Below are 20,895 nucleotides of genomic sequence, written 5' to 3'. Positions count from 1 at the left end.
CTCTTAATGTAATTTAGCAATAAAGGAATCGCCGTACGCCATAGCGTCCAGCTTAAAATAATCGGCCAGGGTCTGGCCTATGTCAGCAAAACTCATCCGCTCGCCCAAATCAGTGCTGGTCAGGCCATGCTGATAGGCCAATACCGGAATATATTCCCGGGTGTGTTCGGTACCTGGCCAGGTGGGATCACAGCCATGATCCGCGGTCATCAGCAGCAAGGTATCTTCACCACAGGCGTTAAGCAGTTCAGGTAAGCGGCTATCAAAATATTCCAGCGCCTCACCATAACCAATGGCATCTCGCCGGTGGCCGTAATTCTGATCAAAGTCTACCAGGTTGGTAAACACCAGGCTTTGCTCTGGCTGTTTCGCTATTGCAGATAAGGTAGTATCGACCAGTGCCGCCAGGCCTGTAGCTTTAATTGTTTCACTGATCCCTTGATGGGCGTAGATATCGGCTATTTTCCCGATGCTGATCACCTTGCCACCTGCAGCGGTTAATTTATCCAGTACAGTGGGTGCCGGTGGTAATACCGAATAATCACGGCGGTTGCCGGTGCGGGCATAATTGTCGGGGCTATCGCCTGTAAACGGCCGGGCAATTACCCGACCAATATTGTATTCGTCTAACAACTCACGGGCGACCCGGCAAAAGCTTAACAGCTTCTCCAACCCGAAATGTGTCTCATGGGCGGCGACTTGAAATACACTGTCAGCAGAGGTATAGCAGATGGGTTTACCCGTTTTTATGTGCTCATCACCGAGTTTTACCAAAATATCGGTGCCAGAGGCATGACAATTTCCCAAAATACCGGAGACTCCGGTCCGCTTACATAATTCAGCAATAAGTTCTGGCGGAAAACTGTCGGTTTTCTTGTCAAAATAGCCCCAGTCAAACAAGACTGGCACACCAGCCATTTCCCAGTGACCACTGGGCGTGTCTTTACCACTACTTAGCTCACGGGCATAACCGTAGGCACCCACCGGCTCTGCGCTGTCGTCCACTTTCGGCGCACTGCCTGCAGCGGCCGCTGCGGCTTTTACCAGGCCTAAACGCGCCAGATTAGGTAAGGCCAGCTGACGGCCTTTGTGTTTTACGAATTCACGCGCGATACTGCCAAACGTATTCGCACCCACATCACCAAATAACTCGGCATCGGGCGCACTGCCAATACCAAAACTATCCAGAACCAGGATCACTGCCTTTGCCATACTGTGGACTCCCACTGCAAAAATGTACCGGCGGAAACTGAGCGCCAGCGCTGCATAATCACGCCGCTCAGAACCTGAAAAATAAAAAGGGCACGCACTTTAATACGCTGCCCGACCTTTTACAAGTTTAACTGTTACTTTGGCGCTTGCAGCGGTTTTTATCAAGCTTTCCCCCCTTTGTATCTGCCAAAAAAAACGGCGCCAGTGCGCCGTTTTTTTGTTCCATGTACCATTCAGTACCATCGCAGCTAAGTATCCTTGCAGCATTACTGCGGCAGTTGCTGGTATCCCATGTTGTACAGGGTAAAGCTGAAAATATCTGCAGTCTGATCAATCACCATCGATACCGGCATACCTGCACCGTGACCGGCGTTAACATCAATCCGGATCAGTTGCGGGTTAACCTTGGTGGCCTTATCTTGCAGCTCTGCTGCAAATTTAAAGGAATGCGCCGGCACAACCCGGTCATCATGATCTGCCGTGGTTACCATGGTCGCAGGATAAGTGGTACCGGGTTGCACATTATGCACCGGTGAATAACCTTTCAGATACTGGAACATATCAGCAGACTGTTCCGCCGTGCCATAGTCATAGGCCCAGCCAGCGCCAGCGGTAAAGGTGTGATAACGCAGCATGTCCAGTACGCCCACAGCAGGCAGCGCCACTTTAAATAACTCAGGACGTTGTGTCATGGCCGCACCGACCAGTAAGCCACCGTTTGAACCACCACGAATGGCCAGTTTGTCAGCTGAGGTATATTGCTGTTGCTGTAAATATTCCGCCGCGGCAATAAAATCATCAAACACGTTTTGTTTTTGCTGCTGCACGCCGGCATTATGCCAGGCTTTACCATACTCACCACCCCCGCGCAGATTTGCGACGGCATAGACGCCACCCATTTCCATCCAGACCGCATTTGCTACACTGAACGACGGAGTAAGGCTGACGTTAAAGCCACCATAACCGTACAAAATGGTCGGGTTAGTCGCGTCTTTTTTCAGGCCTTTTTTGTAGCTGATAATCATAGGCACCTTAGTGCCGTCCTTTGAGGTGTAAAACACCTGCTCAGACGTATAATTTTCCGGATTAAAATCTATTTTCGGGCTGTTATACAGCTCAGATTTGCCGCTATCAGGCGCTAACGCATAAATGCTGGAAGGCGTGGTGTAATTAGCAAATGAGTAGTACAGGGTTTCAGCATCTTTCTTACCACTGAAACCGCCGGCACTGCCGATACCTGGCAATTCAATTTCTCTGACCAGTTTACCGCTGTAGTCATACTGTTTAACCTGAGCAATAGCATCAACCATGTAATTGGCAAACAAGTAACCGGCACCTTTGCTGATCCGCAGAACATTTTCGGTTTCCGGTATCAGCTCCTGCCAGTTTTCAGGGGTAGGCTTAGTTGCTGACGTCACCACAACTTTGCGGTTGGGTGCATTCAGATTGGTGACCAGATACAGCTTGTCGCCGTCGTTATCCAGTAAATCGGTATCAGAGTCAGTGTGATCTAAAATGGTAACAAAGCTACTGTCTTTTTTAGTTAAGTCTTTTAAAAAGAGTTTATTCCCGGACGTTGATACTGCTGCCGATACCAGCAGATACTTATCATCTTCAGTCACTGCAGCACCAACGTAACGATGCTTCTGGTCTGCCGTGCCGCCAAACACTACTTTATCGTCAGCTTGGGCTGTTCCCAACTTGTGATAATACAACTTGTGCTGGTCGGTCATCGCCGATAATTCACTGCCTTCTGGCTTGTCATAACTGGAGTAATAGAAGCCATCATTGCCTACCCAGGAGATCCCACTGAACTTGACATCAATCAGGGTTGGCTCTAGCTGCTCTTTGGTTTTCGCGTCAATAATGATAATTTTCCGCCAGTCACTGCCACCTTCAGAGATAGCATAAGCTGCCAGACTGCCATCGCGCGAAAATTCGATATCCGCCAATGAGGTGGTGCCATCTTCACTGAAGGTATTCGGGTCTAAAAATACTTCTGCTTCGCCGCCGTCTTGCTGCCCCCCCACTTTCTGCCGATAAAGCACAAACTGATTTTGCAGGCCGTCGTTTTTATAAAAATACTGGTAATCGCCTTCTTTAAATGGCGCACCAATCCGTTCAAAGTTCCAGGATTTTTCTAACTTGGCACGCACTTCATCCCGAAACGGAATTTGCTCCAGGTAGGAGAAGGTCACCTTGTTTTGCGCCTTTACCCAGGCTTCAGTTTCGCTGCTGCGATCGTCTTCCAGCCAGCGATACGGATCGGCCACCGTGGTGTCAAAATAAGTGTCAACAGTGTCGCCCTTGCGGGTATCGGGATAAGCTAATGGCTGGCGTTGCTCTGTACTCACGGTAACATCCTGACTGGGTTTTACATCTTGTTTAGCACCACCACATGCACTGAGCATGGCGGTTGCTAACAGGGTAATAGCGTATTTCATGGTAAGTAAACTCCATCGTTATAGTTTTTAATCGAAGCGCTTATATCTGATGCCTGGTACCTTATACCTGATAACGGGCGGGTAAATAGCAGAACTAAGCCGAGCTTACCAAAGATAGCGGCGGCTGCCTATTTCAACTAACTGAAATTTATGTCGACGAGAGGGAAATACGATTCTGGTGGCCCATTCTCGTAAACCACAAAGCAAAACGCCAGCAGTATGCTGGCGTTCTAACTTTAATGGTGCCCAGAGGCGGAATCGAACCACCGACACGCGGATTTTCAATCCGCTGCTCTACCGACTGAGCTATCTGGGCAAAAACATTGTGCTGGTTATATTATGCTGCCTGATAAACTAAACTAAAGCAGTAATGGAACAAGACACCAAAAATATGGTGCCCAGAGGCGGAATCGAACCACCGACACGCGGATTTTCAATCCGCTGCTCTACCGACTGAGCTATCTGGGCAATGCGGGTCGTATTAAACGGATTTTGCCGGTCTAAGTCAACAGATTTTTTCTAAAAGCATCGCAACCGGACAGGGATTAACCAAAGGCCGCTGTTTTGTTGGCCAGCCACTAAAATTAACACTGCGCCAGCTTCAAAAAACTTGTTACACTGTATTCAGTTAACCGACACGCCGTGCAACGCATTTAGATGGACCGCTGATGGAAAAAACCTCTTACACCAAACCGATGTTTCGACGCCTGGCATTAATGGCCCTGGTTATTCTGTTGCTGCAAGCCGCCTTGTATACCCTGTTTACCTTGCCAGAACAAAATCAGGAAGAGCTGCAACTTGCCCGCTTAACGGCTGAGACCACTATTCTTGCCAGCGCCTTAAGCACACCACTGCGTAATAACAATATTCAGGCTGCCGAACAATTGCTGTTGCAGGCCCGCAATGCCGATAGCCAACGGGCTATTTATTTATATCGCCAGACCAACCAACAGTTGGAACTGATTGCAAATACCGTGAACCTCGCCAACTTCGTACCACAACCTGAATTGGCGAACCGCGAAGTCCGTCAGGGTAATTATTTAATTGTCAGCAGGATCGTCAGTAACGACGTCAACACCTTGCTGGTAAACGTATATTATATTCCGCCAACCAGTAAGTTACCGCTGCTGTTGGCATTTTTAATAAGCCTCGTTTGCGGTGCTCTGCTTAGTTTAAGCTTTGCATATGCCATTTCCGTCTACTTCAACCGTAAACTGACACCGTTAGTGGATGGCACCAAAACGGCGCTGGATAAAAACCTGTTTGATGGCAGTGTTGAGAGTCATGCCCACGATGATTTTGGGGTGATGGGCAGTTATATTAACCAGCTGTTCCGGCGGATTGAGCAGGCGCAACAGGAGCTGAAAAACTCTGAAACCGATATTGCCCAGCTAAAACAGGAAGTCGATACCCGAATTAAAGAGCGTACAGATGCGTTAGAGACCGCCAAGCTAACCGCCGAGCGCGCTAACGAAGCTAAATCGACTTTCTTAGCGACCATGAGCCATGAAATACGTACACCAATGAATGGTATTATCGGTACCATTGATTTACTTCGGAAAACGCAGCTCTCTACCTCACAGTTCAGAATGACCGATACCATTCGCGAATCATCGTTCTCGTTGCTGCGCATTCTGGACGACATTCTGGATTTCTCGAAAATAGAAGCTGGCAAACTGGAACTGGAGAATATTCCGGTGTCCCTGGTCGATATTATTGAAGCGGTTGGCCGCATTCTGGTCTCTGTTGCCTATCAGCGGCAAATTGATCTGAAATTGTATATCGACCCGAAAATACCGAATGGCTTATTTGGTGATCCGGTTAGGTTGCGCCAGATATTGTATAATCTGGCGGGCAACGCCATTAAATTTACCGAGACCACCCCGCAGAAAACCGGCGTGGTCGTGATCCGCGCCGATTTACTGGAAGAAAACCTTGAGTATAGTCAGATCCAGTTTACCGTTGTCGATAACGGCCGGGGCATGACGCAGCGCCAGATAAACCACGTTTTTCATCCGTTTAATCAGGCCGAAGGTTCTATTACCCGCAAATTTGGTGGCACTGGACTTGGTCTGTCTATTTGTCAGCGTCTGACGTCGTTAATGTATGGTGATATCGACGTACAAAGTGAAGTAGGCAAAGGCACGGAATTCAAAGTCAGGATCCCAATGCGCCGCTCTGACGAAATAGACTACGTGGGTAAAGAGCTGTTGCGGGATGTGCATATTTGCCTGTTTACCCAGGATAGCGATAATCAGGAACATTTAAGCGCTTACTTTAAACACGCTCATGCCGAATTGGATGTCATCAACAATATTGAAGCATTGTTTAAGCGAGCTTCCGCGCAACAGCCTTTGCCACCGAAGCAGGCTGCTGTATGGGTGCTTGACGCCACCTATGAGCAAATTTCTGCAGATCATATCAAAATGCTGCAGCAGGTACCGCAGTTAGAGCAAGTGCCGTTTATTGTGATTACCAATCAGGTAGAATTATCTGAGCACAGCAATGAGCAAACCTATTATCTGCATAGCTCTCCAATCTGTCGCAGTCACTTGTACGATGCTATTTTAGTTGCCGCTAAACGTAAAGATAAACCGAAACCGCAACAAACGTCTAATCTGAACTTAAGTAAAGGCGCTCCGGATATTGAGACAGCGCGGCGCGACAAACAGTTAATCTTGCTGGCTGAAGATAACATCATGAACCAACGGGTCATTGTCGATCAGCTCAATGCGCTTGGTTACGCGGTTGAAGTGGCCGATGACGGTGCAGTTGCACTGGACATGTGGCGACACTATCACTATCCGTTAGTGTTAACCGATTTACATATGCCAAATATGAGTGGCTACGATTTAGCCATTGCGATTCGCAAAGAAAGTTTAAACCGGCAGGATGACAGTAATTTCAGCCGGATTGTCGCCGTTACCGCCAACGCCCTCAAAGGTGAAGAGCAAAAATGTATCAGTATTGGTATGGATGGATATATTACTAAGCCGTTAGAACTGGTTACCCTGGAGACCATGCTCAAACGCTGGCTGCCTGCTACCGTTAAAAAGCCGGTGGCATCCAATACCAATAACGCTGAGGCTGGTCAGCAACCCTCCCCGATTTGTTTCACCACCATTGCCAACTTTCTGGGTAATGACCCGGCAAAACATGAAGAGTATCTAAACTACTTTGTAAAGCATGCTAAAGAGTTACTGACTGAGTTAACGACTGTGGCCAAGACACAGAATCGCAGCGCCGTTAGAGCGGTTGCCCATCAGTTTAAATCGGTAGCAAAAAGTGTTGGCGCGGTAAGCCTGTCAGCTGAGGCACTAAAACTGGAACGGGCAGCTGAAAACAGTGACTGGTCAGTTATCAATGAACATGCCAGAGTAATGCAGGAGAAATATCAGGATGTGGTTAACTACGTGCGCCAGCGCTACTAACTGGCGCACACTGTTTTAGTTGGCAGAGGTATCCAGCGGTGCAAAACTTTTTACCAGCTGGTCCAGTTGCTGCATCTGGCTCAGATATCCCTCAAGCTTAGCCAGCGGCAAGGCGCAAGGACCGTCGCATTTTGCCTGATCAGGATCAGGATGGGCTTCAATAAACAAACCCGCCAGACCAAGTGCCATGCCAGAGCGCGCTAGCTGCGCAGCCTGAGCTCGCCGGCCATCTGCCGAATCGGTTCTGCCACCTGGTTTTTGCAGCGCATGGGTGGCATCAAATATTACCGGAGCGAACTGCTTCATTTCATCCATACCCAGCATATCAACCACCAGGTTATTGTAGCCAAAGCAACTGCCACGTTCACACAGAATCACCTTATCGTTACCCGCTTCAGCAAACTTAGTAATAATATGGCGCATTTCGTGAGGTGCCAGAAATTGCGGCTTTTTGACGTTAATCACCGCGCCGGTTTTGGCCATGGCTACCACTAAATCCGTCTGCCGGGCTAAAAATGCCGGCAGCTGAATCACATCAACCACCTCGGCCACGGGCGCCGCTTGCCAGGGTTCATGCACGTCGGTAATCAGTGGTACATTAAAGGTATTTTTAATTTCAGCAAAGATTTTTAAGCCTTCCTCAAGACCAGGGCCCCGGTAAGAATGCACGGATGAACGATTTGCCTTGTCAAACGACGCTTTGAACACAAAAGGGATGCCAAGCCTGGCGCATACGGTAACGTAATGCTCGGCAATGCGCATTGCCATATCCCGTGATTCCAGTACGTTCATGCCACCAAACAGCACAAACTGCTGCTGGTTATTTACTGTAAGGTTTCCGACCCTGACGGTTTTCTGTTCCATAATATTCCAGCAATTTATTTAAATTAAAGCGGTATAAACACCGGTTGTTTATCAAGCGCAACCCTGACCATTAATCCCAGCCAGCCCAGCGCACCTAAAAAGCATAACCAGCGTATGGACATGGTACGGCCACGCAGTGCCATCACTGCCAGGGCGATATAGGCCAGCAAGGCAATCACTTTTTCCGTCAGCCAGCTATCCACCAACGGATACTGTTTAATACTGAGCATTAACACCACTGCAGATAAAATTAGTAAGGTATCAACAACATGTGGGCCAATTTTCAGCAGTTTATGCTGCAGCATTGGCGAGCTCCGTAACATCATTCCAAAGCGAATAAACAACAAACTTACACTCAGTACCGCCAACAACAGGTGCAGACTTTTAAACGCCATATACATACTACAGGGTCCTTATTGCTACTCCTCAATATCAGGATATTTTTGTAAAATTGCTTCGAGCTTCTCAACCCGTTGCTGAAATAATTTAACCAACTCAGGTTCGAACTGCTTGCCAGACTCAGCCACAATATGGGCTATAACCTCTTCCTTACTCCACCCCTGCTTGTAGCAACGCCGGTGTCGCAGTGCATCGTACACATCTGCCAGGGCGGCAATCCTGCCATAAACATGAATCTCTTTACCCTTTTTACCTGCAGGGTAGCCGGTACCATCCCATTTTTCATGATGGTCTTGCGCGATAATTGCACCGGCCTGAATAATAACACGTTTTGAGTCTTTCAAAATATCATAGCCGATGTTGCTGTGGGTTTTCATCACTTCCCATTCACCGCTGTTTAGCTTAGCTGGTTTATTTAAAATACCATCCGGGATCCCCACTTTACCTACATCATGCAGCGGTGACGCATACATCAGCCGCTCAGCTTCTTCTTCACTCAGGCCATAGGCTTTTGCCAGGTCGTAGCAAATAAAGGCAACCCGGCGCACATGGTTGCCGGTTTCAACCGAGCGATGTTCTACTGCTTCGCTGAGCCGGTATACTATTTCGCGTTGAGTATCTTCTATTTCATGCTGTAATTGCACATTTTCGTAAGCTATCTGCACGTTTTGCGCAAATAATTCAATTAGCTTTTTCTGATTGTCACTGACCTGACCCGGCAAGCCAGAGATGTACAACAGCGAGCCATGGGTGAATTTACTGCAACAGTATGCCACCAGATAATTATCCCGATAGACGATACTGCGACTATCTAATGCCGTTTCAAATGCCGCCAGCAGTTCGTGATTTAATACCTCTTGCACCGGCTTGCCTTCTTTCTGGGCGAACTGGCCCTGCCCGGCAAATACTACTAAATCGTGCGGATCGGCATCAGAGCGCACATTGCCCGCCACCAAAGATGAACTAGCCAGCAAGGCATTTTCATGACTCCCCAAAATAGAGGTCAGCTGTTGTAATACCCCATCAATAAATTGTTCCATAGAATGAGACGAGAACAGGTCAATTGAGGCATTAATAATTTTTTCCAGACCCTGCCGGCTATGCTCCAGCGACAGAATATCGCGATACGAGCGCAAGCTGGACATGATCACGGTAAACAGCTTTTGTGCAGTCAGTTCTGTTTTCGATTTATAGTCGTTAATATCATAATTAACAATAACCTGCCGTTCGGGAGCCTGGCCAGGTTGACCGGTACGAAGAATAATCCGGACATGGTCGTTTTTCAGCTCTTCCCGCACATGTCGTGCTACCAGCAAACCGGCATCGTCGGTTTCCATCACCACATCCAGCAAGATAATGGCCGTATCCGGGTTAGCCGCAATTAACTCCCGGGCCTGTGCCCCTGAATAGGCACTTAAAAACTCAAGGCTTTTGTTATTAAATGTAAAGTCGCTGAGGGCCAGCTTGGTGACGGTATGCACTTCCGGTTCATCATCGACAATTAATACTTTCCAAAAGCCATGGTTGGTCACTTCCGGAAGTTCAGTTTCGTCCGCAAACAGAAAGGGGTCATTCATCAGACAGGCTCCAAAAACAGATAGCGAATTAAAAAACGTTAAATAGTTATATGCGCTAATAGCTTGGGGGTCAAAACTTTGTTGTGATTAGTCGTGGTGCTTTAAACAGCCGCCACTGATCCGCCAGTTACCACCGTAATCCTGGCGCGACTGGACATTGCTAAAGCCCGCCGCGGCTAATAACTGCTGCACGTCATCGGCCTGGTTATAACCATGCTCCAGCCATAACCAGCCGTTTGCCGCTAAATAAGCCGGTGCTTGCTGGCAAATAATGGCTAAATCTGCCAGCCCCTGCTCTGCAGCCACCAGGGCTGATACTGGCTCATATTTCAGCGCCGGTAAATGCGGATCGTTAGGTTCAATATAGGGGGGGTTGCTGATAATAAGATCAAAATACTGGCCGGTTACGGCACTGAACCAGTTGCTGGGTAATATCGTGCAGTTACTGGCTGCTAACCGTGTCGCATTGCGTCTGGCAAGCTCTACTGCGTCGGTGATTTTATCAACTGCCGTTACTTGCCATAGCGGCCGGTTACAGGCCAGCGCCAAGGCGATGGCACCCGTGCCGGTGCCCAAATCCAGCACTTTAGCGTTTTGTGGCAATGCCAGCGCGAGTGCCTGCTCAACCAAAAGCTCCGTATCTGGCCTGGGGATCAGGGTACAGCTGGCCACTTCAAGTTCAATGTTCCAAAAGGGCCAGCGGCCAACAATATAAGCAATAGGCTCATCCTGCACCGCACGGCCAAGCAACTGCTGCAAGGCCTCCAGATCAGCAGTGGTCAGCTTATCGTCCGGATGGCTGTACAGATAACTGACACTGACATGCAGCTGATGACATAATAACAACTTGGCATCATCGGCCGCCAGCGGTGAAACATCACTAAGCTGGCGGGTTGCCTGCTGCAGCCATTGCGCCAGGGTCATCTTAACGGTTTTCGTCTGCCAAAGCGGCAAGTAAGTCAGCCTGATGTTCCTGATTCAGCGGTTCAAGCACTAATTCCAAATCACCTTCCATCACTTCGTTCAAACGATAAATGGTCAGATTGATCCGGTGATCCGTTAAACGGCCTTGTGGGAAATTATAGGTGCGGATCCGTTCAGAGCGGTCACCACTGCCCACCAGTGATCGGCGGGTAGACTCTTCAGTTAAGCGGCGTTTTTCATCTTCTGCGGCCTGAATTCGCGACTGCAGCACGCTCATAGCCCGGGCCCGGTTTTTATGCTGGGAACGTTCGTCCTGACATTCCACCACGATACCGGTGGGTAAGTGGGTGATCCGGATAGCAGAGTCAGTACGGTTAACGTGCTGACCACCGGCGCCTGACGCTCGGTAAGTATCCACTTTTAAATCTGCCGGATTAATTTCAATGGCTTCATTTTCGGGTATTTCCGGCATAATAGCGACGGTGCAGGCTGAGGTATGCACTCGTCCCTGTGATTCAGTCGCCGGTACCCGTTGTACCCGATGACCACCAGACTCAAATTTTAAAATACCGTAAGCACCGTCACCCTGAACACCAACAATGACTTCTTTAAAACCGCCATGCTCACCTTCATTAGCACTAATTACTTCAAGCTTCCAGCGCCGGCGCTCTGCAAAGCGGCTATACATCCGGTAGACATCACCGGCAAAAATTGCCGCTTCATCGCCACCCGCTCCGGCCCGTATTTCAATAAAACAGTTATTACTGTCATTCGGATCTTTGGGTAGTAATAATAATTGCAGTTCTTTTTCCAGCTGCTCAATGGCAGCACGGGCGCTTTTATATTCTTCCTGCGCCATTTCACGCATATCAGGATCACTGTCTTTCTGCATCTCTTCGGCAGCAGCTAAATCTTGCTGTGCCTGACGAAAGCGGTTAAACGCCTTACTGACATCTTCCAGCTGACTATATTCTTTAGACAGCTCGCGAAAACGTTTTTGATCGCCAATCACGCCCGCGTCGCTTAGCAACGCCTGTACTTCTTCATGTCTCTCGACTAAGCCTTCGAGCTTGCGGTATACCGAATCTTTCATGTTAGGTCTGTTACCTGTTTAAATATCTAATAAACTGTTGATCAGCGTCTGCGGCTCACTGGCCTCTTGTTGCAATAACTGACGAATGGTTTTAGTCGGGCTGTGCATCAGCCGGTTGCTTAGCTTGTTGGCCAGCTCAGCCAGCACTTTTTCAGCATCCTGGCCTGCGGCAAGCTGGTTTAATGCCCGGCCAAGTAACTCGGTTTTAATCTGCTCGCAGCGCTGGCGGTAATCCCGCACCCAGTCGACGCTGCCTTGTAATTGCAACCATTGCAGAAAATCATCAGCTCCCTGCCGGATAATCACAGCCGCCTGCTCTGCGGCTTGCTGGCGCGAGCTGACATTTTGCGCCACTATACTTTGCAAGTCGTCTACCGTATATAAATACGCGTCTTCAAGCTCAGCAACCTGCTGCTCAATATCGCGCGGTACAGCCAGGTCCACCAGAAACATCGGTTTGTGCCGGCGTTTTTTCAACGCTTGCTCCACCATACCTTTGCCGACGATAGGCAAGGTACTGGCGGTCGAACTGATCACGATATCCGCCTGTGGCAACTGCGTCGGCACCTGCGACAACGTAATAACTTTGGCATTAAACTGCTCTGCCAACAGCACCGCCCGCTCGTAGGTGCGATTAGCAACAGTCAGCTCTTTCGCGCCTTGCTCGGCCAGGTGGCGGGCTACCAGCTCAATGGTTTCTCCCGCGCCAATTAACAGCACTTGCACTTTCTCCAGTTTGCCAAAAATTTGTTTGGCTAAACTGACTGCGGCAAAAGCGACTGACACCGCATTAGCACCAATATCAGTGTTAGTGCGGACATCTTTCGCTACGGCAAAGGTTTTTTGAAATAATCGTTCAAAATGCGGATTAATGGTGCCGGCCTGACGTGACTGATTGTATGCCTGTTTAACCTGGCCCAGGATCTGCGGCTCACCCAACACCAGAGAATCAAGCCCGGCCGCAACCCGCATCAGATGCTCAGCAGCCAGCCGATCGTAGTGCAGATACAGGTGAGGCTGCAGTTCAGTAACCTTCATCTGATGAAATTGGGCCAACCAGGCAACAACCTGTTCTGCTTGATTATTTGTGCCATTAAAATACAATTCGGTGCGATTACAGGTAGACAAAATAACCGCATCGGTGACCGCTGTCGCAGTTGCCAGTTCACGCAAGGCCTCATGCACCTGTTCCGGGGCAAATGCCACTTTTTCCCGTAAGCCAACCGGTGCTGTTTTATGATTAATGCCTAGTGCAAAGATGGCCATCACCTGTATCATCAAGTTTGTCAGGGGCGAATTGTACGAAAAAGCCCATATTAAGAAAAGCGTAACTAAGGACTTTCAGCGTGTCAGCACCAATTAAGTGGCTAACCCTTGCCGGATTACTGCTCATTACCAGTGGTTGCAGCCTGTTATCTAAACCTGCTGTGGGGCCCGCCCTGGACAATAAAAGCCGGCAGGTGCAACTTACTGCTATCGAACAGTATACGTTGCAGGCCTCAGTTGGCATTAAAACACCGGACGAATCAGTAAGCGGTAACCTGAGCTGGCAACAGCATAACACCGAACACTTTAAAGCACGTCTTGCTAATTTTTTAGGGATCAGCTTATTTGAGCTGACCAACGACGCTACAGGCAGCAGTATTCTGGTGCGCGGCGAACGGTATCAGGCGGCCGACCCCAGTAGTTTACTGTGGCAACTGGCCGGCTGGTCGATGCCGCTTGCTGATATGCCGCTGTGGTTAAAAGGAATACCGGGCGCAACAGCCAGTGCCATCGAATACGATGAACGCGGCAGAGTCCAGGCATTTCAGCTGGTCGATAGCACCGGCATTACCTGGCAGCTTCGTTATCAGAGCTTCTTCACCGATCCGCTGGCTTTGCCCCAGAAAATTAATTTAAGCAGTGCCGATACCACTATCCGCTTTCACATCAGGAACTGGCAATTATGACCCTGACCCTGCCCGCAGTAGCGAAGCTTAATTTATTCTTACATATTACCGGTCGCAGGCCCGATGGCTATCACAACCTGCAAACCTTATTTCAATTGCTGGATGTTGGCGATGAGCTGCATTTTACTCCCCGTCATGACAATATACTGACACTGCAATGTAATGATCCGGCCCTGCAGGGCCCCGATAATTTGATTATGAAAGCCGGCCTGTTATTGCAGCAGCACACCGGTTGTCAGCTTGGCTGCAATATTGTCCTTGATAAAAAATTGCCAATGGGCGGTGGTCTGGGTGGCGGCTCGTCAGATGCAGCCACCACCTTACTGGCCTTGAATGTGTTATGGCAGCTAAAGCTGAGTAATCAGCAACTGGCAGCACTGGCATTGCAACTTGGCGCCGATGTGCCATTGTTCGTCAGGGGCTACAGCGCCTTTGCTGAAGGCGTCGGTGAAAAATTAGTGCCGGTAACCTTGCCTGAGAAAACTTATCTGGTAGTGACCCCGCCTTGCCACATCAGCACGGCAGAGATTTTCCAACATCCAGATTTGATCAGAGACAGCCGGGTTCTGAGTTTAGACACCTTGTTTAACAGCCCCTGGCGCAATGATTGCCAACCACTGGTCGAACAGCTGCAGCCGATTGTTGCAATAACCTTACAGTGGTTGGTAGAATATGCGCCGTGTCGAATGACGGGTACTGGCGCCAGTGTGTTCGCCGAATTTCCGGACACGACCAGTGCTCAGCATGCTTTAGCCAATTTGCCGGTAAACTGCCGCGGATTTATTGCTAAAGGAGTCAACCAGTCGCCAGTAATGGCGGCGTTGGCAGATACGGAATTTTACGCCTGATGCCATTTACTCTGGCATTGAATAATATAACCGGACTCACCACCGCCCTGAGGATCCTACTGTGCCCGACATGAAGGTTTTCGCTGGTAACGCCATACCAGAACTTGCTCGTAAAATCGCCAGCCGTCTCTATATCAAACTGGGAGATGCCGAAGTTGGCCGTTTCAGTGATGGCGAAGTTAGCGTACAAATCAATGAAAATGTTCGTGGTTCTGATGTTTTTATTATTCAGTCAACCTGCGCCCCAACCAATGATAACCTGATGGAACTGATTGTGATGGTAGATGCATTACGCCGCGCCTCAGCCGGTCGGATCACTGCGGTTATTCCTTATTTTGGCTACGCCAGACAGGATCGCCGGGTGCGCTCAGCCCGGGTTCCTATCACCGCTAAAGTTGTTGCAGACTTTTTATCCAGTGTTGGGGTAGATCGGGTATTAACCGTCGACTTGCACGCCGAACAAATTCAGGGGTTCTTCGATGTGCCGGTAGACAACGTGTTTGCCAGTCCGGTGCTGCTGGACGATATGCGCAAGAAAACCCTGCATTCACCGGTAGTCGTTTCACCAGATATCGGTGGCGTAGTAAGGGCCCGTGCGGTTGCTAAACTACTCAACGATGCCGACCTGGCTATTATTGATAAACGCCGGCCTAAGGCCAATGTTTCTCAGGTTATGCATATTATCGGTGATGTTAAAGATCGGGACTGTATTATCGTTGACGATATGATTGATACTGGCGGTACCCTTTGCAAAGCGGCTGAAGCATTAAAAGAGCAAGGTGCTAAGCGGGTATTTGCCTACGCCACTCATGCGGTATTCTCTGGTAATGCCCCAGAAATTATCAGCAATTCAGTGATTGATGAGTTAATTGTTACCGACACCATTCCGTTGTCAGCGGCAATGAAAACAATTAGTAAAGTGCGCCAGTTAACCTTAAGCGAGCTGATGGCAGAATGTATTCGCCGGATCAGCAACGAAGAATCTATTTCTTCCATGTTCGACTAAACCGTTAGCCGGTGTAATTAAGGCGCCTGTTGGCGCCTTTTTCATTTGCAGCAGGTCGGTGCTGGTGGTAACATGTCGCGCCTTTTGAAAGGGCAATCAGGTTGGGGCTGGTCGCAAGCCGCAACAACAATCACTTTATTGGAGTACATCATGTCTGATGCAATTTTCACGTTAACTGCAGAAGTCCGTACTGACCTGGGGAAAGGTGCGAGCCGCCGCCTGCGTCACGAAGACAAAGTTCCAGCCATCATTTATGGCGGACATAAAGATGCTTTATCTGTTACTTTAGAGCACCCGAAGCTGTTAAAAGCGCAAAGCTTTGAAGCATTTTACTCTCACATTCTGACCATCACCGTCGGTAAAGAGAAGATCCAGGCTATCGTTAAAGATATGCAACGTCACCCGTACAAGCCAAAAATCATGCACGTTGACTTCCAACGCGTTGAAGCTGGTCACGAGCTGACCACTATCGTTCCGGTTCACTTCTTAAACGAAGACAAGCCAATCAAGAAAGGCGGTGTGGTAGTTCACGCGCTGAACGAGATTGAAATCAGTGTATTACCGAAAGACTTACCCGAGTTTATCGAAGTAGACCTGGCTGAAGTTGAAGTCGGAACTACCTTACACCTAACTGACATTAAAGCACCTAAAGGTGTTAGCTTTGTTCAGTTAAACAAAGGTGAAGGTCATGACCTTCCAGTGGTATCTGTGAACAAGCCAGCTGGTAAAGCCGTTGATACAGAAGAAGAAACTGAAACTGCCGAGTAATGTCTGACGCATTACCTGCCAATGTTCAGTTAATCGTGGGCCTGGGAAATCCGGGCCCCGAATACCAGCATACCCGGCACAATGCCGGGGTCTGGTTTGTTGAAAAGCTGGCTCATGCCTTTAATGTCAGCCTGAAAAATGACAGTAAATTCTTTGGTTACAGCGGTAAATTTATTTGCGCTGGCCAGGAGTTTAAACTGCTCATCCCCTCTACTTTTATGAACCTCAGCGGCAAAGCTGTCTTGGCCATGGCACAGTTTTATAAACTGGCACCAGAAAACATTCTGGTGGCCCATGATGAGCTGGCGCTGGCGCCAGGTATTGCCAAATTTAAACTTGGTGGCGGCCATGCCGGCCATAATGGTTTACGCGATATCATGGCCAGGTTAAGTAACAACCCGAATTTTTACCGGTTACGGCTGGGTATTGGCCATCCTGGCCATAAAGATCAGGTTACCGGTTTTGTGCTGGGTAAAGCCCCGGCCAGTGAACAAAAATTAATTGATGCCAGTATTGATGAAGCAGTAAGCTGCTTTGATATTCTGGCACGTGACGGCTTAATAAAAGCCCAACATCGCTTACACAGTTTTAAAGCCAGCTAGCCCTTGGGCCGGCAACACAGCGCAAAGGAAAATTATTATGGGTTTCAAATGTGGTATTGTCGGCCTGCCTAACGTAGGTAAGTCTACCCTGTTTAATGCGTTAACCAAGGCAGGCATTGAAGCAGCCAACTTTCCGTTTTGTACCATAGAGCCTAATACCGGCGTGGTACCGGTGCCAGACTTACGCCTGGATAAACTGGCTGACATCGTTAAACCGCAGCGGGTTATTCCCACCACCATGGAGTTTGTCGACATTGCCGGCTTGGTAAAAGGCGCGTCCCGCGGTGAAGGCCTCGGTAATAAGTTTCTGGCGAACATTCGCGAAACGGATGCCATTGGCCATGTGGTCCGCTGTTTTGACGATGAAAACATTATTCATGTTGCTGGTAAAATAGACCCGGCCGATGACATCGATACCATTAATATGGAGTTGGTACTGTCTGATATGGACAGCGCCGAGCGGGCTATTTTCCGGGTCAGTAAAAAAGCCAAAGGCGGTGACAAAGACGCCAAAGCGGAAATACTGGTGCTGGAAAAAGTTAAAGCGCATTTAGAGCAAGGCAATACCTTACGTCAGCTGGAGCTGGACAAGGACGAAAAAGCCCTGATTGCCTACATGAACTTTTTAACCATTAAACCCACCATGTATATTGCTAACGTGACTGACGATGGCTTTGAGAACAACCATTACTTAGATATCGTACAGGCCATTGCTGATAAAGAAGGTGCTATTGTGGTGCCGGTGTGCGCTGCGATTGAATCTGAAATTGCTGAACTGGAAGATGACGAGAGAGCCGAATTTATGGCCGATATGGGCCTGGAAGAGCCGGGTTTAAACCGGGTGATTCGTGGCGGTTACTCACTGCTGAGCTTACATACTTATTTTACCGCCGGAGTAAAAGAAGTACGGGCCTGGACCGTGGAAATTGGCTCTACCGCACCACAGGCAGCCGGGGTTATTCATACCGATTTTGAAAAAGGTTTTATCCGCGCTGAAGTAGTCGGTTACAACGATTTTGTCAGCTTTAACGGCGAAGCTGGTGCCAAAGAAGCCGGTAAATGGCGTCTGGAAGGTAAAGATTACATAGTTAAAGATGGCGATGTGATGCATTTTCGCTTTAACGTTTAACTCCGATATCGCATTTAAAAAGCCGCTGCCATCGCAGCGGCTTTTTTATCTGGCCGGGTTTTGCGTATAAAAACAGCAAACACACCCTTCCTGCGCACTAATCGTAAAAAAACGGTTGACGCTAATATGTCAGATCAGCATAATACGCGCCACTTGCTTAGGACAAGTTAGCGTGGCTACATAGCTCAGCTGGTTAGAGCACAGCACTCTTAATGCTGGGGTCGCAGGTTCGATTCCCGCTGTAGCCACCACTTAATTTTCCTATGTATGCGGGAATGGCGGAATTGGTAGACGCACTGGATTTAGGTTCCAGCGCCGCGAGGCGTGAGAGTTCGAGTCTCTCTTTCCGCACCATACTTAGCAAGTAAGCAGTTTCTGCAGGGGCGTAGCCAAGCGGTAAGGCAGCGGGTTTTGATCCCGCCATGCCCAGGTTCGAATCCTGGCGCCCCTGCCATTAACTCAGGCAGTTGATTTTATCTCTCCTTGTGTTTACCTGAACTGCAATCTCTATCTTAGGGGCGTAGCCAAGCGGTAAGGCAGCGGGTTTTGATCCCGCCACGCCCAGGTTCGAATCCTGGCGCCCCTGCCATATTTAAAAACCCAGCCTCGGCTTGGTTTTTGCTATTTAGATCATGCATTAACACTGCCGGTTACAACATCTTTTGTGCTCGCCACAGCAACTCCCTCGCGCTTCGCACTCGCTCAGACACTCTGTAGCTGCGCAAAAAGAGTTCTAACCTCTCGGTATGGGAACGTCTCAGCTATTTAGTCCCAACAGCATAATGAGTAACTAGTTTCTTAAGCGCGCCGCTACGCGACGCAATCGTCAGGGCCAGCTGGCGCAGTTTACGCAGCGGGGTAATGTCATTGCCAAACAGCTGATAAAAGCCGTCCATGGTACTCATCATCAGTAAATTCGCTGGTTTACGCTTCCGCTGATACGTTTTCAGTAACTCTTCATTGCCAATATCGCGCTGTTGCTGGTGCGCACCAATAATCAACTTCGTCAGCAGCTTTGCATCGGCAAAGCCCAGGTTTACTCCCTGCCCTGCTAACGGGTTAATAGTATGGGCAGCATCGCCTGCCAGCACGACTCTGCCGGCAAAATAACGGTTGGCATCCATCCGGGCTAACGGGAACCAGCTGCTGTTGACCACCTCTACCTTGCCAAGCTGCTCCGGGAAAACTTTTAACAGCTCTACGCTAAGTTGCGCAGGCGCAAGCGCCGCTAACTGTTTCACCCTGGGCGCGTCGTCATACCAGACAATGCTGGCCTGCTGGCCGGGTAAGGGCAAAAATGCTTTGGGGCCGGTTGGAGTAAATTGCTGCCAGGTAACATCTTGTTGAGGGTAAGGCGTGTTCACTAACGCCACTAAGCAGGCCTTTTGGTATTGCCAGCCATTGGTGCCAATACCCGCCAATTGGCGCAGCTGCGAGTTACCGCCATCGGCGGCAACCACCAGTTTGCTTGTGAGCTGCTCGCCACTATCCAGGGTAAGCAGAGCACTGTCTTCAGTTTGACTGAATGCCGCAACCGATGCCGGACAACACCGGCTTACCTTAGTGTTAAACTGCTGCCACAGCGCCAGCTGCAGCAGGTTATTTTCAACAATGTGGCCCAGGTGACTACTATTCACATCCGCAGCGTTAAAGGTCACGATACTGGCAGGGTGTTCAAACGCTTGTAGCCGCTGATAAGGACAAAGCCGCATAGTTTGCAATAACTGCCAGGCACCCAGCTTGGTTAACCAGGCTTCACTGGCCAGGTTAATCGATGACACCCGTAAATCGGGCACGCTATCGGCTTTAAAATCGATTGGTGCCTGCTTTTCAATAAGTGCCACTGTTAGGCCTGCCTGGCTTAATGCCAGCGCGATTGCCGCCCCTACCATGCCGCCACCGACAATGCTGACATCAAATTGCTGTGTCGGGGTATCACTGTTCATAACAAAAACCTTTATTTGTGTCTCGCTTGCCTGCTCTGTTTTCTATTCTACGCCAGTCATTGGCAAATTGTCCGCAACTGCAACCCGAAAAGGTTAGGGAAATTTTATCGGCAATTGAAAGTAAAGCGTTACAGCGCCGGTCTGTATTGCACCAATCCGTCATTTATTATCCACACTAAGGAACAGGAAAACCTATGAAGTATTTTTTTATCGTTGCAGTTGCGGCCTTGTTTAGTATCAAGCTGATGGCAGCGCCCACGATTGCCCCTTCACCAGAGCAGGTATCACCATTACTAAATGGCCTGGCCATTCCCGAAGTAACTCTGAAGTCTGCTGACAATAAGGCGGTAGCATTGCGTGAGCGTGTTCAACAACAACCCAGTGTGCTGGTGTTTTATCGCGGCGGTTGGTGTCCCTATTGTAACGCCCAGCTGGCAGCGCTGCGCATCATTGAGCCTGAGCTGACAAAGCTAGGCTACCAGATCATTGCCATCACGCCCGACAGTGTCAGTTCAATCGTAAATAGTATGAACGATACCGGCGGCCAAAAGTTAACCTACCAGTTATTGTCAGACAGCGAGTTTCAAGCCAGCAGTGCTTTTGGTCTGGCGTACTATCTGGACGATAAAACAGCTAGCATCTATAAAGGTAAATTGGGCAGTTTAATTACCACTGAGAGCGGCACTGAAAAAGTGGTGCT

General features: G+C 49.1%; 17 protein-coding genes and 6 tRNA genes. 12 read left to right on the top strand and 11 right to left on the bottom strand.

Translation table 11 applies throughout. The features are described 5' to 3' along the window. Nucleotides 1-3: 3 nt before the first annotated feature. From ABY802_RS09260 to ABY802_RS09245, 4 genes are all read right to left on the bottom strand, one after another. Complete coding sequence (locus ABY802_RS09260) at nucleotides 4-1,212, bottom strand: phosphopentomutase (RefSeq protein WP_372626751.1); 1,209 nt, start codon at nucleotides 1,210-1,212, stop codon at nucleotides 4-6. A gap of 266 nt (nucleotides 1,213-1,478) precedes the next feature. Beyond that, nucleotides 1,479-3,656 (bottom strand): prolyl oligopeptidase family protein, encoded by a 2,178-nt coding sequence (locus tag ABY802_RS09255; protein WP_372626750.1) that lies wholly within the window; start codon nucleotides 3,654-3,656, stop codon nucleotides 1,479-1,481. A gap of 240 nt (nucleotides 3,657-3,896) precedes the next feature. Then, a tRNA-Phe gene (locus tag ABY802_RS09250) sits at nucleotides 3,897-3,972 on the bottom strand. A gap of 76 nt (nucleotides 3,973-4,048) precedes the next feature. Further along, nucleotides 4,049-4,124 (bottom strand) — tRNA-Phe (locus ABY802_RS09245). A 200-nt stretch (nucleotides 4,125-4,324) separates the two neighbouring features. On the opposite strand from ABY802_RS09245, the gene ABY802_RS09240 reads away from it, so the two are divergent. Further along, complete coding sequence (locus tag ABY802_RS09240; protein WP_372626749.1) at nucleotides 4,325-7,087, top strand: ATP-binding protein; 2,763 nt, start codon at nucleotides 4,325-4,327, stop codon at nucleotides 7,085-7,087. 15 nt (nucleotides 7,088-7,102) lie between these two features. On the opposite strand, the gene kdsA is transcribed toward ABY802_RS09240, so the two are convergent. From kdsA to hemA, 6 genes are all read right to left on the bottom strand, one after another. Then, entirely contained in the window at nucleotides 7,103-7,951 is an 849-nt protein-coding gene (kdsA, locus tag ABY802_RS09235; protein WP_372626748.1) for a 3-deoxy-8-phosphooctulonate synthase, read from the bottom strand. 23 nt (nucleotides 7,952-7,974) lie between these two features. Next, nucleotides 7,975-8,346: a SirB2 family protein gene (locus ABY802_RS09230; protein ID WP_372626747.1), complete on the bottom strand. Its 372-nt coding sequence runs from the start codon at nucleotides 8,344-8,346 to the stop codon at nucleotides 7,975-7,977. Between the two features lie 24 nt (nucleotides 8,347-8,370). Further along, nucleotides 8,371-9,927: a DUF3369 domain-containing protein gene (locus ABY802_RS09225; protein WP_372626746.1), complete on the bottom strand. Its 1,557-nt coding sequence runs from the start codon at nucleotides 9,925-9,927 to the stop codon at nucleotides 8,371-8,373. A gap of 87 nt (nucleotides 9,928-10,014) precedes the next feature. After that, nucleotides 10,015-10,881 carry a peptide chain release factor N(5)-glutamine methyltransferase gene (gene prmC / locus ABY802_RS09220; RefSeq protein WP_372626745.1) on the bottom strand — a complete coding sequence of 289 codons (867 nt, stop codon included), beginning with the start codon at nucleotides 10,879-10,881 and terminating at the stop codon, nucleotides 10,015-10,017. Beyond that, on the bottom strand, nucleotides 10,853-11,944 hold the full coding sequence (prfA, locus tag ABY802_RS09215; protein ID WP_372626744.1) for a peptide chain release factor 1: 1,092 nt from the start codon (nucleotides 11,942-11,944) through the stop codon (nucleotides 10,853-10,855). The genes prmC and prfA overlap by 29 nt, the downstream gene beginning before the upstream one ends. Nucleotides 11,945-11,962: 18 nt before the next feature. Continuing rightward, nucleotides 11,963-13,210, bottom strand: a complete 1,248-nt coding sequence (gene hemA / locus ABY802_RS09210) for a glutamyl-tRNA reductase (protein WP_372626743.1) — start codon at nucleotides 13,208-13,210, stop codon at nucleotides 11,963-11,965. An 80-nt stretch (nucleotides 13,211-13,290) separates the two neighbouring features. Between hemA and lolB the strand changes: the two genes are divergently transcribed. The 10 genes from lolB (at nucleotide 13,291) to ABY802_RS09160 (ending at nucleotide 18,838) form a co-directional block, all read left to right on the top strand. After that, nucleotides 13,291-13,896 carry a lipoprotein insertase outer membrane protein LolB gene (lolB, locus tag ABY802_RS09205; protein WP_372626742.1) on the top strand — a complete coding sequence of 202 codons (606 nt, stop codon included), beginning with the start codon at nucleotides 13,291-13,293 and terminating at the stop codon, nucleotides 13,894-13,896. Beyond that, nucleotides 13,893-14,744: a 4-(cytidine 5'-diphospho)-2-C-methyl-D-erythritol kinase gene (gene ispE, locus ABY802_RS09200; RefSeq protein ID WP_372626741.1), complete on the top strand. Its 852-nt coding sequence runs from the start codon at nucleotides 13,893-13,895 to the stop codon at nucleotides 14,742-14,744. The genes lolB and ispE overlap by 4 nt, the downstream gene beginning before the upstream one ends. Nucleotides 14,745-14,814: 70 nt before the next feature. Then, nucleotides 14,815-15,750 (top strand): ribose-phosphate pyrophosphokinase, encoded by a 936-nt coding sequence (locus ABY802_RS09195; protein WP_290618127.1) that lies wholly within the window; start codon nucleotides 14,815-14,817, stop codon nucleotides 15,748-15,750. A 150-nt stretch (nucleotides 15,751-15,900) separates the two neighbouring features. After that, the gene (locus ABY802_RS09190) at nucleotides 15,901-16,518 is read left to right on the top strand and encodes a 50S ribosomal protein L25/general stress protein Ctc (protein ID WP_372626759.1); all 618 of its coding nucleotides are present in this window, start codon (nucleotides 15,901-15,903) and stop codon (nucleotides 16,516-16,518) included. Beyond that, complete coding sequence (gene pth, locus ABY802_RS09185) at nucleotides 16,518-17,120, top strand: aminoacyl-tRNA hydrolase (protein ID WP_372626740.1); 603 nt, start codon at nucleotides 16,518-16,520, stop codon at nucleotides 17,118-17,120. The genes ABY802_RS09190 and pth overlap by 1 nt, the downstream gene beginning before the upstream one ends. A 37-nt stretch (nucleotides 17,121-17,157) precedes the next feature. Continuing rightward, nucleotides 17,158-18,249: a redox-regulated ATPase YchF gene (gene ychF, locus ABY802_RS09180; RefSeq protein ID WP_372626739.1), complete on the top strand. Its 1,092-nt coding sequence runs from the start codon at nucleotides 17,158-17,160 to the stop codon at nucleotides 18,247-18,249. A 174-nt stretch (nucleotides 18,250-18,423) separates the two neighbouring features. Then, nucleotides 18,424-18,500 (top strand) — tRNA-Lys (locus ABY802_RS09175). Between the two features lie 18 nt (nucleotides 18,501-18,518). Next, nucleotides 18,519-18,603 (top strand) — tRNA-Leu (locus ABY802_RS09170). A gap of 25 nt (nucleotides 18,604-18,628) precedes the next feature. Continuing rightward, a tRNA-Gln gene (locus tag ABY802_RS09165) sits at nucleotides 18,629-18,703 on the top strand. Nucleotides 18,704-18,763: 60 nt separating this feature from the next. Then, nucleotides 18,764-18,838: transfer RNA gene (locus tag ABY802_RS09160), tRNA-Gln, on the top strand. Nucleotides 18,839-19,010: 172 nt separating this feature from the next. On the opposite strand, the gene ABY802_RS09155 is transcribed toward ABY802_RS09160, so the two are convergent. Further along, complete coding sequence (locus ABY802_RS09155; RefSeq protein WP_372626738.1) at nucleotides 19,011-20,195, bottom strand: FAD-dependent oxidoreductase; 1,185 nt, start codon at nucleotides 20,193-20,195, stop codon at nucleotides 19,011-19,013. Between the two features lie 194 nt (nucleotides 20,196-20,389). Between ABY802_RS09155 and ABY802_RS09150 the strand changes: the two genes are divergently transcribed. Then, nucleotides 20,390-20,895 (top strand): peroxiredoxin-like family protein (locus ABY802_RS09150; RefSeq protein ID WP_372626737.1); only part of this gene is annotated, 506 nt, incomplete at its 3' end.

The sequence above is a fragment of the Arsukibacterium sp. genome, assembly GCF_041616895.1.
GTDB lineage: Bacteria > Pseudomonadota > Gammaproteobacteria > Enterobacterales > Alteromonadaceae > Alishewanella.
Note: the sequence above shows the minus strand (reverse complement) of the source record. Positions and strands in the feature narration are given on the sequence as shown.